Below are 17094 nucleotides of genomic sequence, written 5' to 3'. Positions count from 1 at the left end.
ACTTCAAACGCCCGCTAAAGTCAAAGAATGGTCGTTCAAATAAATAACTTCGGAAAGAATTTTGTAACCCTGGATATATCTGAAAGCTTCTGGATAGGCTACACTGAGTTGGACAGAAAAGATAAGGTCAAGTAGAATACAGGAAATACTACAGGGGAGAATCTACTATGACGAAAAAAGCTCGACGAACATTTACAGCTGAATTTAAGGAACAAATCGTGCAGCTCTATCTTAATGGAAAACCAAGAAAGGACATCATCCGGGAGTATGATTTGACACCCTCGTCATTGGACAAGTGGGTGAATCAAAGCCAGACATCTGGATCGTTCAAAGAAAAAGAGAACCTATCCCCTGAGCAACAGGAATTGAACCGACTTCGCAAAGAAATTAAGCAGCTTCAAATGGAGAACGATATTTTAAAGCAAGCCGCGCTGATACTAGGACGAAAGTAAATGTGATCAGGAACAATCAACATAAATACTCGATATCAGCAATGTGCAAAGTCCTACAACTGCCTAGAAGCACCTACTATTATGAATCTAGGGAAAGAGCAGCCGTAGATGACGTGACCTCAGATGTCATTGATATTTTCCAAGCGAGTCGTCAAAATTATGGAACACGCAAAATCAAAGTTGAATTAAAAAAGCGTGGGCGCATCGTTTCTAGACGAAGAATTGGACGCATTATGCAAGAACAGGGCCTTGTTTCTACTTACACCATAGCTCAATTTAAACCACATGCGAAATCCTGTAACGAATCCGAACAGAAGAACGAACTAAACCGCGAGTTCAACCAAGAAGAAGAGATGACAGCGCTCGTAAGTGATTTAACGTACGTAAGAGTCAAACAAAAATGGCATTACGTATGTGTATTTGTCGATCTCTTTAATCGGGAAATCGTGGGTTACAGCGCAGGTCCGAACAAAGATGCGTTACTCGTCTATCGTGCCTTCGCCTCCATCAAGGGTGATCTCCGTAACATTCAGCTTTTCCATACGGATCGTGGGAATGAGTTTAAAAATAAGCTAATGGACGATGCGTTAGAGACGTTTAACATTCAACGATCATTAAGCATGAAGGGCTGCCCCTATGACAACGCTGTGGCTGAAGCAACGTTTAAAATCATCAAAACAGAGTTTGTGAAAGGTCAACATTTTGAGAGTTTAGAAGAATTAACAAGAGAACTACATGACTATGTCCACTGGTTTAATCACATCCGAATTCATGGGACACTTGGTTATGTAAGTCCAATTAATTATAAACTTGAACACCTTAAAAAATCTGTCTAGTTTAGTGTTGACATACCACTTCTCTCGCTTCTTTTTCTGTGTTGAACTCAAATATTTTAATGTTGTTTTCCTTTGAATAGGCAGTAATAATCCACATGAATAATTCCTCCCACTAAAAATAACTTGTTATTCAAATGAGTCTTTTCGAATGAATGAGTCAAAAATGGTGAAAATCAACAAGAAGTTTAATAGAACTGATATTAAGACCAACCATTTTATTTGGTTATCGAAATCTCAATATTTATCTTCTAGTTGAGTGGTAATACCATTATGTAAACCCGTCTAAAGATGTTTGAAAGGAGAAAGGCCTATCATTAATCAGAACCATTGTTTAAGTGCGGTAATATTTATGTTCCGGACGCCCGACAATTCCGTATTCATACGTTAATGTGCACTCATTAATTGAAACCAAATATTCTAAATATCTTCTGGCTGTCGTTCTTGAAGCACCTATCTTTTTTCCCATTTCTCCTGCTGTAATGCCGCCTTTTAAATCTTCTATAATTTCTTTTATTTTTTGTAAGGTTACCGGATCAACCCCTGAGAGTGAGTTTTTCGGATGTACATCCATTCCTTTCAAGCTTCCAAAATAGATATCAATTAATGATCGGTCTGCACTGCTATCTCTATTCAATTGTTGATTATTTTTTTTGCAATGTTCAATGGTATCAACAAACTTTTCCAGTTTTACAGGTTTAATCAAATAATTACACATTTTATTTCCATCGGCTGTACTCATAATAATATCAACATTTGGAAAGCAAACTTGAATCTTTGGCAATAATTCCGCTCCGAGTTCGTCCGGCATATGAATATCTAATAGAAGCAAATCAATTGGCTCTTTTTTCAGAAGGTCCATTGTTTCTTTTGCGTTCAGTGCTTTCCCTACGATTTTTACGTTTTTCATGCGTGATAAAAACTGTTCTTGAGCTTGGGCTATCCGAAAATCATCTTCTGCAATAGCAACTTTTAACACGTGTATTCCTCTCCATTTCATGTTTTAGGAAGATAAAGTACAAAGATAGACCTCTCTTTTTGAAAAGCGCTTTGTTGACCTTTTTTTGTTTAGTTTAACTAAAATTCAATCAATCTTAACTATAGACTAATTCATAGTTTCTCTTGGTATGAACATACCCATCCAAAATGGTTCTTGCTGTACGTACGACCTTGATAGCACTAATGTGTCCCGCAAGTAAATCTACTTTGGTTTGCATGATACCCGCGGGATGGGCTAAACGGAGAATTTCTTGATGAACGGTTACAATATCTGATAGAATCGTATCCTTTAAGAAAGCGCCGGCAGTGGTACAAATCGCACCTGTAATAGCAAGGGCCTGATGCGGTTTTTGCATGGACATCATTCTGATGACAAGATCCATATCGGAAGCCTTTCTTTCGATTCCTGTCATATCAACGTAGTCCATAGGCGAAGCAACAATTGTCATTTTTGGAACAGCAGGAGATTTTTTTGTTGCGTCTGCTCTATTGACAAACCCACACATTTCGGCTGCTATAGATCTTATTTCTTCTAGTTCTTGCAGTTTTTCCTGAGAATATTCATGCGGCAATTCATTTCCGATAAGACCGATATCTTGGGCTTTCACAAAGACCAGTGGGTTTGCAACATCAATAATAGAGATAGGTATGGAGCCTTTGGATGTTTGGATTATGTCGATAGGGTTTCCAGTCGGGAAGAGCTTTCCGGTTACTGCTCCTTCTGCGCGGGTGAAAGAAAGGTAAATAGGCGACCCTGTTCCGGGAACACCGGGAATGAAACAACTGCCTTCCGTTTTCACTTGTCCATTTTCCACTTCCACTTCCGCTATAATGACTTTTTGAGTATTGCTATTAAATATTTTTACAGTTGTGATGGGTTCTTGTGCCGGCACTAAGCCTTGCTCAATGGCATAAGGTCCTACTGCTGATGAGATGTTGCCGCAATTTCCTTTAAAATCGACTAGCTGATTCTCAATACTTATTTGCGCAAACGTATATTCCACATCAATGCCTTCTAAATCAGATTTTTTAATAATAGCTGCTTTACTCGTTAATGAGTTTGCTCCACCGAGCCCGTCAATTTGTCTGCGGTCCGGACTTCCCATGATATCCAATAAAAAATCTTCCCAAAGTAAACGATCCGTTGGCATATGCTCAAAATTGAGAAACACGCCTTTGCTTGTACCGCCTCGCATAATAACTACTGGAACTTTCATCCCGTTAACCACCTTTTCTACATTTTTATTCTAAAAAGTACCGGTGCTTTTGAAAATATAGTATGATAGAGTTAGTCATAAGTAAAATAGATAATTTATTTGGAAATCCAATAAAAAAACTTATAATCTAACTAAGGGGGAGTTATAAAGGGTGGACGAAAAAGATTGGATTGCTGTAAAAGTCCTATATGAAGAAAGGAACATTAGCCGCGCAGCAGAACGTTTATATATTTCTCAACCGGCATTAACTTATAGACTTAAAAATTTAGAGAAAGAGTTTGGAACCAGCCTATTTTTTAAGATAAAAGGGGGAATCGAGTTTACTTCTGAAGGGATTTATTTAGCGAATTACTCGGAGGAAATGATAAGAAAACTGCAAAAAACAAAAGATTATATGCTGAACATGCAAAAAGAAGTGAGAGGTACGCTTAGACTAGGGGTCTCAAGCAACTTCGCCCAGTATAAGCTGCCTGAAATATTGAAAGGGTTTTCAACACAATACCCTCATGTACAGTTTAATGTGAATACAGGCTGGAGTACGGATATCATGAACCTTCTTGATTCCTCCAGTGTACAATTAGGAATATTGCGTGGGAATTACGAGTGGTATGGAATTAAATCTTTGCTGAATAAAGAAAGACTATGTTTGATTTCTAAAAAGGAAGTAGACATGGACAGTTTACCTGAATTGCCATTTATTAATTATAAAACGGATAGCTCATTAAAGAATTTAATCAATGATTGGTGGCATGATCGATTTTCAGACCCTCCCATGGTAACGATGGAAACAGACAGGCAAGAGACGTGCAAAGAGATGGTCAAAAATGATTTAGGTTTTGCGATTTTACCTGAAATATGCCTGCAGCCTTCCGATAATCTATATACATATGGCTTGTCCTATAAAAATGGAGAACCTGTATTTAGAAATACATGGCTGATGTATAATCAAGATTCCTTGCAACTATCCATTGTTAAAAACTTTATTGATTTCTTGAATGAAAATGCGGACAATAAATGAAACAAGCATACATTTATGTACAAAAAAAGACGATGGAAGTTTTTCCGCTTCTATCGTCTTTTTATAATCAAGCATAATATGCTTGATTATAAATTTTTTTTTCAAAAAACACAAAAAAATATATATTTTACTTATCTATCTATGTGTAATAATCTTAAAACAGAAAATATGACAAAAAGAGAGGGGGAAAGCCAAAAATAATATATCTGAATATTCAATCTGATTCACATTTATTTGTAAGCGGTTTCTGATATTAGGGGGAGGGATTAGTATTCTTACTTTCTTAGGAATTTCAATGGTAGTAGTTTTTACATATTTAATTATGTCAAAACGTTTATCTCCAATTAATGCTCTAACGATAGTCCCAATCATTTTCGCGTTAATTGGGGGATTTGGGGCTGACCTTGGTGACATGATGCTCGAAGGACTAAAGGTTGTAGCACCTTCAGCAGCTTTGTTACTATTTGCTATCCTATTTTTCGGTGTTTTAATAGATGCAGGGCTGTTCGACCCGCTTATTAAAAAAATGTTGGGTATCGTTAAAGGGGACCCGGTTAAAATAACGATTGGAACAGCCATATTAGCATCGACTGTCGCTTTAGATGGTGATGGAACAACTACTCATATGATTACCATCTCAGCTATGTTACCACTTTATTTACGATTAGGTATGAATCCGCTTGTCCTGGCCATCATTTCTTTGCTTTCTTTGAGCATTATGAGCGGTATGACTCCTTGGGGAGGGCCGGCCACAAGAGCTATAACATCTTTAGGCCTCGATGCAAGCGAATTCTTTATCCCGCTTTTACCGACAATGCTCGGTGGACTCTTATGTGTTCTTTTTACAGCTTATGTTCTCGGGAAGAAGGAGCGGGAAAGAGTCGGTGTGATTGACATTGATTATACACAAAAGGATACAGTCGTATCACATCTTACTGAAGCAGCTGCAACTTATGATCTGTCAGAGAGCCTTAAACGCCCCAAACTATTATGGGTCAATTTGCTTCTAACGCTTACTGTCATGGTTGTATTGGTTATGGGGATATTGCCTGTTCCGGTATTGTTTCTTATAGGATTTGTTGTGGCTTCCATGATCAACTATCCTGATTTAGAACAGCAAAAAGAACGCTTACTAGCTCATGCCGGGAATGCGTTAACAGTGGTAACTTTAGTATTCGCCGCCGGTATATTCACAGGGATTTTCTCTGGAACAAAAATGGTAGATGCAATCGCAAACTCATTAGTTTCCATTATTCCAGATTCTTTAGGTTCTTTTTTTCCTATAGTCGTTGCCCTTACTAGCATGCCATTTACATTTGTTCTATCTAATGATGCTTATTACTTCGGGGTGTTACCGATTTTAGCTGAAGCGGCATCCGCTTATGGAGTAGATCCCGTAGAAATTGCGAGAGCTTCCGTATTAGGACAGCCTGTACATTTTTTAAGCCCACTTGTTGCATCAACGCTTTTGCTGGTAGGAATGGTCAAAACGGATATTGGGCAGCTTCAGCGTTACGGATTTAAATGGGCCGTTTTTTGTTCCATTGGTGTGACAATCATTGCGGTGTTAACCGGAGCGATTAGTTTATTTTAATGAAAATCTTCAATTAGTTCATTTTATTAGGTGAATGGGGTTGTCAAAAAATCCAGTCAAGGGCTGAATTTTTTGACAACCCCATTTTTTTAGGAGATGCAAAGTATAAAAATCATAAGACATTTGAGAAATGGGTTAACTCTTATGTTCTAAGCCATTATCTAATGCAGCCGTTTCGGTAATAATCTTTGTAATCGTTTTAGCCAGGTTCATAACGGTATATAACCGAGTGTCATTTAAAAATTGCGATGTTGGTAAAGGATCTATATAGTTGACCATTCCTTTAATATGGTAGTCTCCGACTTCAGGCAAAACTTTTTCAAGAGCTTTTCCTGGAAGAAGCGGTCCCTCTTTGAAAAGGACGTAACCCACTTGGTCTTGATCTCCTAAGCAGGCATCAAGACTAAAGATAAGAGGCTTTACAAATCTCTTATGGATTTCTTTTAATGTTGCTTTTAAATTAAACGCATGAACAGGGGCTTCTAATGTTCCATAAACATGATAAGGAACTTCATTTTCTTTAAGCATCGTACCTACTAAAGGACCTAAAGAATCTCCAACATAGCGATCTGATCCAATGCACAAAAAGATAACCTCTTCATTCTTGCATGGTGAGTTTTGAATAAGCTCTCTCATTTTAAGGGCTACGGTTTTAATGTCTTTTTCTTTCGTTCTTTCATCGGGTCTCACATAGTAGACCTTTTTTTCTGGAGTTTCTCCCGTTTTCTCGTTATAAAAAGGGCACATCTCCATCCTCCTCACTGAAATTTCAGTATACACTCCGATATTAAAAGGCTTTTCATTTATTATACAGCCAAAAGAAAGCCAGGACACCGAAAAATTAAGCTGATGCATGAGAGTGCATGTTTTTTCGTAATCTCCGCCGATTTAATAGTTTAAAGAATGGAGGTAATATCATACATACCATTATAACCCGGAGTACTTGCACCACTACTACAAGTGTTGAATCCGCATGAAGGACAACCGCTGTTGTAGCCATTTCAGCAATACCGCCGGGCGCAAATGCCAAAGCTGCCGTGATAAAAGTAATCCCTGTTATTTTTGAAACGAAAAATGCGCATACAAACATGGCGATAATAAGGCCAAGCGTACTTAATAAAGCAACTAACAATGTTTTCTTTAATCCTATAAACATATTTTTTCGAAAACGGGAACCGATACTGGAAGCTATTAAAACTTGTGATAAAATGATGACGGTATGAGGCCACCAGGCAATGAGGTTGTGACCAACATAAGAGGAACCGAGTGCTTGGATGACCGAAACACTTAACATACTTCCAACTAACCATGGAGCAGGAAACTTTAAATGTTTTCCTATATAATAACCGCCCCATGCTGCCACTACTAAAATAATGGTCCAAAAAAGCTGGTTTACCTCAAAATTGGAGATTCCACGGGAAACAGGAGCATTATAGGTTATTGTAGGATCTGCAGTATGAACGGCCAAAGAAGAGACAATGATTGGGACGGTAAATACAACTAAAAAAACACGCATGGTCTGAATAATACTGACTACTGCCGTGTTCGCACCTACCTCTTCTGCAATGCCTGGGATTGCGGATAATCCTCCAGGGGCCGTTCCAAAAAAGCTCGTCAGCATATCTGTTTGGCTGAACTTCCATAGAACGAAACCAGAAAGCAAGGAAAACACAACTGATAGAAAAAGCATGATGAGGATGGATGCCCAATTTTCTTGAAAAATGGAGATAACGGACAGATTCATTTTTTGACCCAGTTCAATACCTAAAATGCCCTGACCGGCATACAACCAATATCGTGGAAGCCCCTTTTGATGATGAGGCAGCTGTAATGAAGACAGTCGCCGAAAAGAAAGAAAAACCGCCATGATCAATGTTCCGATCATCCAACCAATTGAAAGACCTGTCAAGGAAAGAATCAATCCGCCGATGCTGCATACGGCAATAAACCAAACATCTTGAAAAAACTTTTTATTTCTTTTCATATAAAGCCTTCTTTCTTTAAATGCGTTGTTAGAAGTGAAGATTAAGAGTACGATATGAAACCAATGCAGTTTGGAGAGTGTAGGTATTCGCTGATTTGTAAATAAATATAGTATAATTTTAGAAATAAATAAAATATTAATATTTTATAATTATCCATAGAAAAAATTGATGGTATAGAGATCGATTTAGAATATTGAGAGGAGAGTTTATATGGATGAACGGGATTGGTTAATTTTGCAAATCCTTTATAAGGAGAAAAATATTACGAAGTCAGCGAAAAGCTTGCATATTTCCCAGCCTGCTTTAACACATCGCTTGCAGCAAATGGAAAAAGAATTCGGAGTTCAAATTGTAAACAGAGGGAGATGGGGCGTCCAGTTTACCCCCCAGGGAGAGTATTTAGCAAAATGTGCGCATCAAATGTTATTGAACATTCAGCAAATCAAGGAGAATGTTATGAACATGGAGCATAAAGCAGCTGGAACATTAAGGCTGGGCGTTTCCACCTTTTTTACCGATTATAAACTTCCTGGTCTATTAAAACTCTTTAAAGACCAATATCCCAACATTGAATTCAAAGTAACGACAGGGTGGAGCAGCGATATGGTCCATTTAATTTACAATCAAGATGTACATATTGGTTTTGTGAAAGGAGACTATAGCTGGAAAGATGAAAAACGTTTGTTATTTGAAGAAACCATCTGTATTGCTTCGAAAGAAAAGATAGATATTCACAACCTTCCCCATTTGCCAAGAATTGATTATCTTACAGATCACTTGTTAAAAACCACCGTGCATAATTGGTGGGTAGAAAATTATTCTCAGCCGCCATTGGTGAGCATAGAAGTCGATAAAGCGGATACATGTAAAAAAATGGTTGCGAACGGCTTAGGTTATGCTATTTTACCAAGTATGATTTTACAAGATGTAGAAGGCATACATAAAATTGATCTCAAAACCAAAGATGGGGAGCCCATCATACGAAAAACGTGGATGTTTTTCCATAAGGAAGCTTTAAAGCTAAATATAGTGAAAGCATTTGTTCAATTTGTAGAAAATTTGGATTTACATAACATTAAATAATAGAAGTTGAAGGGATTATTAATAATAAAGCATGTCCTTGCTGAATTAGTATCTCATCTCGCAAGGACTGGCAGAAGAACTTTTAAGAAAAGGGTTAGATTTCATTTAAAACGAATTGAAAGAAACAACTGTTAAAATCCAAGCCCAAGCGTATTTGCAGGAATTCTACAGCTCCTTTGGTTTTCAGCCTATATGTCATACTTAGAAGATCACATTCCTCGCACTAATATACATTTACGGACTGGAAAAGGTGGTTTCTAATACGAAATATTTTTGTTTGCATAACACTAATTTCGGAAATCAAAAAAATGAATGAATATAGGGTTTAGGAGGCAGGAGGAAATGGTAGATGTTATAACAGAAATAAAAATTCGGTTTGACTATTAGATCGATTTAGAACATTCGACATGACCAAAGAACGGCCACGTCGAATGTTTTTGTGCCTGAATTCCAAATTAACAGGGTTTATGTGAGCCCTAGCGATGATTAATCGTTAAAAACGCGGCCAGTTCTTTACTTTTTTGTTTTCGTTCTTTGCGTATTCTCGCTCGTTCTGGTGCGGTTTCATGCAGTTTTTTCTCTTCTTCGGTTTCTGGAATGACTTCTGGAACACGTGCAGGACGTTTATGTTCATCAAGTGCGACAAATGTCAATAGAGCCGTTGCGGCAATTTTGCACTCGCCGCTCATTAAATCTTCGGCAATAATTTTGACGAACACTTCCATGGATGATGTGCCTGTCCATGTCACATATGACTCAAAACAGACTGAATCGCTTGGTCGAATCGGATGTAAAAAGTCGACTGAATCCGTAGAAGCCGTTACACACTCTCTTCGACTGTGACGCGCTGCGGAAATCGAGGCCACTTGGTCCACATCACTCATGAGCCGACCGCCAAATAGTGTATTGTGATTGTTTACATCGTTTGGGAATACACGACTTGTTCGTATCACTCGTGATTCCTTGCAATATTTTGCTTCCATTGTATGGCCCCCTTGGTCTAAAATTCTTAACTTTATCACTTCTTTTTCCTCAATCTTTCTACTTGATTCAGCAAGGAACATGTCGAGTTTTTTGTCGCATAAAGTTATTTTATAAGAAAACCTTGATTTTTTAAATATATATCTGAATTTTCATTATTCGACATGACCATCCTTTGGTCATGTCAAATGTTCTACATCGATTTTTATAGTGGAAAATTTTGATTGATTTACATGTCTTCATGTAAGTAAGGCAATAATACTATTCAAGAAATAATGAACTTTTTCATTGAATAAACAACAAAATTTTACAGGACTTCACTCCCTATGCCAGCTGCTGAAAGGGAGTATTTATAGGGTGTTGAAAATGTGGAAAACGATCGTCTCCTATCTTCCCGATTGGCAAGTTTTTATACAAGCTTTTATTGTATTTTTCACTCCGTATATGATTTCAAGACTTTTTAATTGGATTCGTAATTTAGAGGAAGAGTGATGAAAATGAGAGAACGGAAATCCAAGATTAGACAAACGCAAAAATATGCCAGTCAAGCGAATAAAAAGCAGGAAGATAAGTCTTCTACGGATTCAGCAGGTGATTTTACGGGTGATTTCATCTTGGATCTGGAACTTGTCAGGCAAGAAATCAGTCATCACTCAGATGTCCACTTTCGAGAGTTTACTATAGGAAGAACCGGCATTCGAGCGGCTATCATTTTTGTGGAAGCCTTGTCGGATAAAAACCTTATTGACACACATATTATGAAGTCATTGATGGTTGATTTCTTCGACGAATATAAATATGAACCATCTTATATGAAAGGGGACGCTTTTAAAGAGCTGATTAAAAATCAAGTTCTGTCCATTAGTGAAATAAACGAACTACATACCGTACATGATTTGGTGTCAAAAGTATTGACAGGCTGGACGGGTCTTTTGATTGATGGATTATCAGATGTGCTCATTCTGGGTACAATCAAAACAAACAAACGGAATATCGAAGAGCCCGTATCAGAGGCGTTGGTCAGAGGTCCACGGGTAGGTTTTACTGAATGTATAAGCGATAATACCGCCCTCTTGCGGAGCCATGGTGAAAATGAGAACTTATCATTAACAAAGTTCCAGGTAGGAAAGCGGGTAAAAAAAGAACTGGTTATCGCCTATATGGAAGAAATCGCTGATCCGGAATTAGTGGAAGAAGTAAAGAAAAGAATACAAAAAATCGATATTGATCATTTACCGGAATCAGGCTATGTAGAGCAGCTCATTGAAGATAATTACCTTAGTCCTTTTCCGCAAGTACAGAATACGGAGCGCCCCGACCGCGTCATCAGTGCCTTACTCGAAGGACGAGTGGCCATTTTGTTGGATGGAACACCTTTCGCCTTGATTGTTCCTGTTACATTCAGCATGATGCTGCAATCACCGGAAGATTATTATGAACGCTGGATTCCCGGCACGTTCATCCGCCTATTGCGTTTTGGAGCAGCTATGATTTCTCTATTTGCTCCTGCTTTATATATTTCTTTTATCTCGTTTCATCCAGGGTTAATCCCGACCAAGCTGGCTATTTCCATCACCGGCACAAGGGAGGGCGTTCCATTTCCTTCGCTTATAGAAGCCCTGATTATGGAAGTAGCCATTGAAATTTTACGGGAAGCCGGATTGCGCTTGCCAAAGCCGATTGGTCCGGCGATGGGGATTGTCGGGGGGTTAATTATTGGGGAGGCCGCCGTACAAGCAGGAATCGTCAGTAATATTATGGTCATTGTAGTGGCGATAACCGCCATTTCCTCCTTTGCTCTCGCACAGTATAGTGCAGGGATTCCATTGCGCATGCTTCGCTTTGTGGCCATGTTTTTCGCTGCTGTATTTGGGTTGTACGGAGTCCTTTTGTTTTTCCTCTTGCTCTGCAGTCATTTGGTGAAGCTGAAAAGTTTTGGCGTACCTTATGCAAGCCCGGCCGTTCCTTATCACCTAAGCGATTGGAAAGATTTTATGGTTCGCATGCCGCTCCAGATGATGAAACGCCGACCAAAAATGATGCATACGAAAGATCCGATACGAAAAGGATAACTCACTATGAAAGGGAGAGGGCCCAGCGATGATTCTCAATCCCAAAGACCAAATTACGGCTTCTCAAACAGCTATTATCACCATCAATTTCATTCTTGGAACAGGCATTCTCACCTTACCAAGAACATCTGTGGAGAAGGTAAAAACACCCGATGTTTGGATAAGCGTTCTATTAGGCGGTCTAATTGCGATGATGGTGGGGGTAATCATTGTTAAATTGAGCCAGAAGTTTCCCGGAAGAACCTTTTATCAATACAGTCAAGAAATTGTGGGGAAATGGATTGGCGGTGGGTTTAGTCTCCTGGTTCTATGTTATTTCCTTACAACTTCCGGTTTTCAGATCCGTGCAATGGCAGAAGTGACAGGTTTGCTGCTGCTTGAAGGTACCCCTATATGGGCCATCATTATGCCATTCATGTGGATAGGCCTCTATCTAATCATGGGAGGTATCAATTCGATTGCCCGTCTGTTTGAAATCATCTTCCCGATTACAGTTTTTCTTTTTTTACTGGTAGTTCTTTTGAGCATCGGAATATTTGAAATCAATCATCTGCGCCCCGTATTAGGGCTAGGAATCATGCCTGTACTGAAAGGGGTAAAGACAACATCTCTCGCGTTTTCAGGTCCTGAAATCATGCTGCTCCTTTTAGCATTTATGCAAAATCCAAACAAAGCGGTAAAAACCGTACTAGTGGGAGTTTCCGTTCCCTTGATTTTCTACATGATAACGGTCGTGATGGTCATTGGAGCGTTATCCATTGATGGAGTGGTCACGAGAACGTGGCCGACCATTGACCTTATCCGAAGTTTTGAAGTACCTGGCTTGATCTTTGAACGATTTGAGTCTTTGCTGCTTGTCATCTGGATTATGCAGCTATTTTCTACCTTCACGATCACCTACTATGCTGCGGCTTTAGGGCTGGCTCAACTTTTCAAAAAGAACATCCATCCATGTATGTATGTCTTGCTTCCGGTTATTTACATCATTGCCATGACTCCTGGAAACACGAATGACCTATTTAAACTTGGCGATATGGTTGGGAATATGGCGTTGTATCTATTTGGCGGACTACCGTTGCTGCTTCTTATCGTCACGAGCTGGAAGGGGAGAAAGCATGAAGCAAAAGGCTAAAAATGCAGAAATATTCTTTGTTTTGTTATTGGGGCTTTTGCTTCTATCTATGACAGGGTGCTGGAGCAGCAAAGAAATTGAAGAGGTAGGTTTAGCTGCAGGTCTGGCATTGGATAAAGGAGAGGAGTCCACCATTGAGAAAGAGCTGAAAGAACAAGGTGGGGGATATCCCAAAAGAGATATCATAACAGTGACGTATCAATTCGTTAACCCGCAAGCAGAAGATAAAGAAAGCAGCAGTGGAGGAGCGCAGCAGAAATCTTACACAAATGTTTCAGAAACCGGTGACTCTGTCCATCAAATAACTCGTGAAGTTTCATTGAGAAGGGAAGGTCCCTTATTCAGTCCACACTTAAAAGTGATCGTCATCGGTGAGGACCTTGCACGTACGTATAGTTTAGAGCCATTGCTCAATCAATTTATTCGTGATAATGAGATCAGGCCAAGCTGCCTTGTGTTCATTAGCAAAGGCCAAGCCCGTAAAGTCATGGAATCAAAGGAACCAGGAGAAGTTCCATCGTTTCGTTTAGTCGGGATTGTAGATAATGAATATCGAACAACAAGGATTTTGCCCTCTGTATCGCTCGCTAAATTAGAGGGAAAGATGCAATCGGGATCCAGTTTTCTGTTGCAAAATATCATCTCGGCAAACGGAGAAGTAAAATTTGCGGGAGCTGCCGTCATCAAAGGAAAGACGAAAAAGCTGAACGGTTTTTTGGATGAAGCGGAATTAGATGGCATAACGTGGATAACCGGAAAGGGGAAAGGCGGTTTGGTAAAGAGTTTTGATGAAAAGACAGGGCAATTGGTCGTATACGAGATCAAGTCCATGAAAAGCAGAATCATCCCTCATGTTCATGGAAACAAAATTTCGTTTGATGTGGACATCGAATCAGAAGGACGCTTATCTGAAAATTGGGCGGTGTCGGAGGCCGCTTTTGAAAATGAATTTTTAAAAAGGGTGGAAAAAGCCGCTGAACAAGAAGTGAAAGGTCTGGTGAAGAATGTAACAGAAAAGATGCAGAAGGAATATGAAGCGGACGTTGCAGGCTTCGGAAACCGTTTGAGAATTGAGCATCCTAAAGTATGGGAAAAGGTCAAAAAAGATTGGGATGAAACATTTAGTGAAGTTCCAATCAAATACAACGTAAAATTAACGATCAAAGATTATGGAACATCCGGCTCCAATCAATGAGAAATTTCACCCGAAAACGAATGGACTTTACCTCTTATACAAAGGGCAGCTCACGATGAAAGGAAGCAAACGAGCGATGATTATCACCCAAAAAGATCGAATTACCACTCCGCAAGCAGCTGTTATCCTCATCAACCATATACTTGCAGCAGGGGTTCTCACCTTGCCGCGAACATCCGTGGAGAAAGTCAAAACACCCGATGTTTGGATAAGCGTTCTGTTAGGTGGTGTAATCGCCATGGCGGCGGGGGTCATCATCGTCAAATTAAGCCAGCAGTTTCCCGGAAGAACCATTTATCAATACAGTCAGGAAATTGTAGGAAAATGGACAGGCAGGCTGCTTAGCTTGTTTATTGTAGGTTACTTTTTTACCATTTCGGCGTTTGAAATCAGGAATCTGGCAGAAGTAACCAGCTTTTTTTTACTGGAAGGCACTCCCACATGGGCAATCATTATGCCATTTATGTGGATAGGTCTCTATCTGATTATGGGCGGTATCGATCCGATTGCTCGTCTGTTTGAAATCATCTTCCCGATTACCATTTTTCTTTTTTTGCTGGTCGCTCTTTTGAGCATCGGAATATTTGAAATCGATCATTTGCGTCCTGTATTAGGGTTAGGAATCATACCTGTGCTGAAAGGGATAAAGACAACGGCTCTTGCATTTACAGGTCCTGAAATTATGTTGTTCCTTTTAGTATTTATGCAGCAGCCAAACAAAGCGGTAAAAGCCGTGTTAGTGGGATTTTCCATTCCCTTGATTTTTTACATGATAACGGTCGTGATGGTCATCGGAGTGTTATCCATTGATGGAGTGGTCACGAGAACATGGCCCACTATTGACCTCATCCGAAGTTTCGAAGTTCCCGGCTTGATTTTTGAACGATTTGAGTCTTTGTTGCTTGTCATCTGGATTATGCAAATATTTTCCACTTTTACTATTACCTACTATGCTGCGGCTTTAGGGCTGGCCCAACTTTTCAAAAAGAGCATCCATTCATGCATGTATGTCTTGCTTCCAATTATTTATATCATCGCCATGACTCCGAAAAATACGAATGGTCTATTTAAATTAGGCGATATAATCAGCAATGTCGCATTGTACTTATTTGGTGTAATGCCGTTGCTGCTTCTCATTGTCACGAGATGGAGGGGGAGAAAACATGAAACAAAAAGCTAATAATTCAGGGTTCTTCTTAGTTTTGTTGTCAGGACTGTTACTCCTATCTCTGACAGGATGCTGGAGCAGTCATGAAATTGAAGATCTGGGTTTCGAGGTAGGTCTGGCATTTGATAAAGGAGAGGAGTCAACCATTGAGAAAAAGCTGGAAGAGCAAGGAGGAGGATATCCCAAAAAAGACAACATAACAATGACGTATCAATTTGTTAACCCCCGAGCAACAGGTACAGAAAGCAACAAAGGTGGGGCACAACAGAAAGCTTACATGAATGTTTCTGAAACTGGAGATTCCGTCCATCAAACAATTCGTGAAATTTCATTGAGAAGAGACGATCCTGTAATTTTCCAGCACACGAAAGTGGTTATTATCAGTGATCATATTGCACGCACGTATAGTTTGGAACAATTAATGGACCTTTATCTCCGTGATAATGAAGTTAGGCCAAGCTGTCTCGTATTCATTAGCAAGGGTCAGGCCAGGAATATTCTGGAATCAAAAGAACCAGGAGAAATCCCATCGTTTCGTTTAGTAGGAATGGTGGATAATCAATACCGAACAACAAAGATTTTGCCCCCTGTGTCGCTTGCTAAATTAGAGGGAAAGATGCAATCCGGATCCAGTTTTCTTTTGCAAAATATCATCTCGGCAAATGGAGAAGTAAAATTCGCAGGAGCCGCCGTGATGAACGGAAAGACAAAAAAACTGCGCGGCTTTTTGAATGAAAGGGAGCTGGATGGCATAGCATGGATAACCGGAAAGGGGAAAGGCGGTTTAGTGAAAAGTTTTGATGAAAAGACGGGACAGTTGGTCGTCTATGAAATCAAGTCCATGAACAGCAGAATCACACCTCATATTGATGGAAACAACATCTCGTTCGATGTGAACATCGAATCAGAAGGACGTTTATCTGAAAATTGGGCGATGTCGGAGAAAGCTTTTGAAAATGAATTTTTAAAAAGGGTAGAAAAAGCTGCTGAAAAAGAAGTGAAGGATTCGGTAAATAATGTAATAGAAAAGATGCAGAAAAAATACGAAGCAGACGTTGCAGGTTTTGGAAACGAGTTGAGAATCAAGCACCCAAGAACCTGGGAAAAGGTCAAAAAAGATTGGGATGAACGGTTTAGTGAAATACCGATCAAATGTAACGTGAAATTGACGATTACTGATTATGGAACTTCAGGCTCCAATAAATGATAGCTCCTCGTTTAAGTGATTTTGGTATAAAACATAAATATCGTCAAAGTACGTACAAAAATATGGTTTGATGAACGAATGTTATATATAATTTCCACTTTAAGCTACTCCCGCTTACTCATGGAGCTGCTCTTTGCACATTCCTTGAGGTGGAGGTA

At 39.4% G+C, this 17094-nt stretch carries 14 protein-coding genes; 9 read left to right on the top strand and 5 right to left on the bottom strand.

Translation table 11 applies throughout. The features are described 5' to 3' along the window. Positions 1-167 precede the first annotated feature (167 nt). A protein-coding gene (locus tag BK575_RS17385) for an IS3 family transposase (protein ID WP_139368028.1) occupies positions 168-1288 on the top strand; the annotation gives its coding sequence in 2 pieces (ribosomal slippage) (positions 168-417 and positions 417-1288; 1122 coding nt in all). A 331-nt stretch (positions 1289-1619) separates the two neighbouring features. Here the strand turns inward: BK575_RS17385 and BK575_RS17380 are convergent. Both BK575_RS17380 and BK575_RS17375 read right to left on the bottom strand, forming a co-directional pair. Continuing rightward, a complete protein-coding gene (locus tag BK575_RS17380) occupies positions 1620-2264 on the bottom strand; it encodes a response regulator transcription factor (protein WP_078412056.1) in 645 nt (214 codons plus the stop codon). A gap of 115 nt (positions 2265-2379) precedes the next feature. Then, complete coding sequence (locus BK575_RS17375) at positions 2380-3501, bottom strand: 2-methylaconitate cis-trans isomerase PrpF family protein (RefSeq protein ID WP_078412054.1); 1122 nt, start codon at positions 3499-3501, stop codon at positions 2380-2382. 151 nt (positions 3502-3652) lie between these two features. Between BK575_RS17375 and BK575_RS17370 the strand changes: the two genes are divergently transcribed. Both BK575_RS17370 and BK575_RS17365 read left to right on the top strand, forming a co-directional pair. Further along, positions 3653-4519, top strand: coding sequence for a LysR family transcriptional regulator (locus tag BK575_RS17370; RefSeq protein WP_078412052.1), 867 nt, complete (start codon positions 3653-3655; stop codon positions 4517-4519). A gap of 271 nt (positions 4520-4790) precedes the next feature. Further along, positions 4791-6113, top strand: coding sequence for a CitMHS family transporter (locus BK575_RS17365; RefSeq protein WP_078412050.1), 1323 nt, complete (start codon positions 4791-4793; stop codon positions 6111-6113). 135 nt (positions 6114-6248) lie between these two features. Here the strand turns inward: BK575_RS17365 and yyaC are convergent, their stop codons facing one another. Further along, on the bottom strand, positions 6249-6860 hold the full coding sequence (yyaC, locus tag BK575_RS17360; RefSeq protein ID WP_078412048.1) for a spore protease YyaC: 612 nt from the start codon (positions 6858-6860) through the stop codon (positions 6249-6251). A gap of 94 nt (positions 6861-6954) precedes the next feature. Beyond that, on the bottom strand, positions 6955-8097 hold the full coding sequence (locus BK575_RS17355; RefSeq protein WP_078412046.1) for an AbrB family transcriptional regulator: 1143 nt from the start codon (positions 8095-8097) through the stop codon (positions 6955-6957). A 211-nt stretch (positions 8098-8308) separates the two neighbouring features. Between BK575_RS17355 and BK575_RS17350 the strand changes: the two genes are divergently transcribed. Then, positions 8309-9181, top strand: a complete 873-nt coding sequence (locus BK575_RS17350) for a LysR family transcriptional regulator (RefSeq protein WP_078412044.1) — start codon at positions 8309-8311, stop codon at positions 9179-9181. Positions 9182-9657: 476 nt separating this feature from the next. Here the strand turns inward: BK575_RS17350 and BK575_RS17340 are convergent, their stop codons facing one another. Continuing rightward, positions 9658-10164 carry an acyl-CoA thioesterase gene (locus BK575_RS17340; RefSeq protein ID WP_078412042.1) on the bottom strand — a complete coding sequence of 169 codons (507 nt, stop codon included), beginning with the start codon at positions 10162-10164 and terminating at the stop codon, positions 9658-9660. A gap of 495 nt (positions 10165-10659) precedes the next feature. Here BK575_RS17340 and BK575_RS17335 point away from each other — a divergent pair, with 495 nt between their 5' ends. The 5 genes from BK575_RS17335 to BK575_RS17315 all read left to right on the top strand — a co-directional run bounded on the left by BK575_RS17335 (position 10660) and on the right by BK575_RS17315 (position 16936). Further along, on the top strand, positions 10660-12234 hold the full coding sequence (locus BK575_RS17335; RefSeq protein ID WP_078414843.1) for a spore germination protein: 1575 nt from the start codon (positions 10660-10662) through the stop codon (positions 12232-12234). Positions 12235-12262: 28 nt separating this feature from the next. Further along, the gene (locus tag BK575_RS17330) at positions 12263-13366 is read left to right on the top strand and encodes a spore germination protein (RefSeq protein ID WP_078412040.1); all 1104 of its coding nucleotides are present in this window, start codon (positions 12263-12265) and stop codon (positions 13364-13366) included. Then, the gene (locus tag BK575_RS17325) at positions 13350-14561 is read left to right on the top strand and encodes a Ger(x)C family spore germination protein (protein ID WP_078412037.1); all 1212 of its coding nucleotides are present in this window, start codon (positions 13350-13352) and stop codon (positions 14559-14561) included. Before BK575_RS17330 ends, BK575_RS17325 begins: the two co-directional genes overlap by 17 nt. Positions 14562-14637: 76 nt before the next feature. Next, positions 14638-15741: a spore germination protein gene (locus BK575_RS17320; protein ID WP_078414842.1), complete on the top strand. Its 1104-nt coding sequence runs from the start codon at positions 14638-14640 to the stop codon at positions 15739-15741. Continuing rightward, positions 15725-16936, top strand: a complete 1212-nt coding sequence (locus BK575_RS17315; protein WP_078412035.1) for a Ger(x)C family spore germination protein — start codon at positions 15725-15727, stop codon at positions 16934-16936. Before BK575_RS17320 ends, BK575_RS17315 begins: the two co-directional genes overlap by 17 nt. Positions 16937-17094 lie beyond the last annotated feature (158 nt).

It is taken from the genome of Priestia abyssalis, from assembly GCF_002019595.1.
In the GTDB taxonomy this organism is placed as follows: Bacteria; Bacillota; Bacilli; order Bacillales; family Bacillaceae_H; genus Bacillus_BA; species Bacillus_BA abyssalis.
This window is presented reverse-complemented; position numbering and strand designations above follow the sequence as displayed.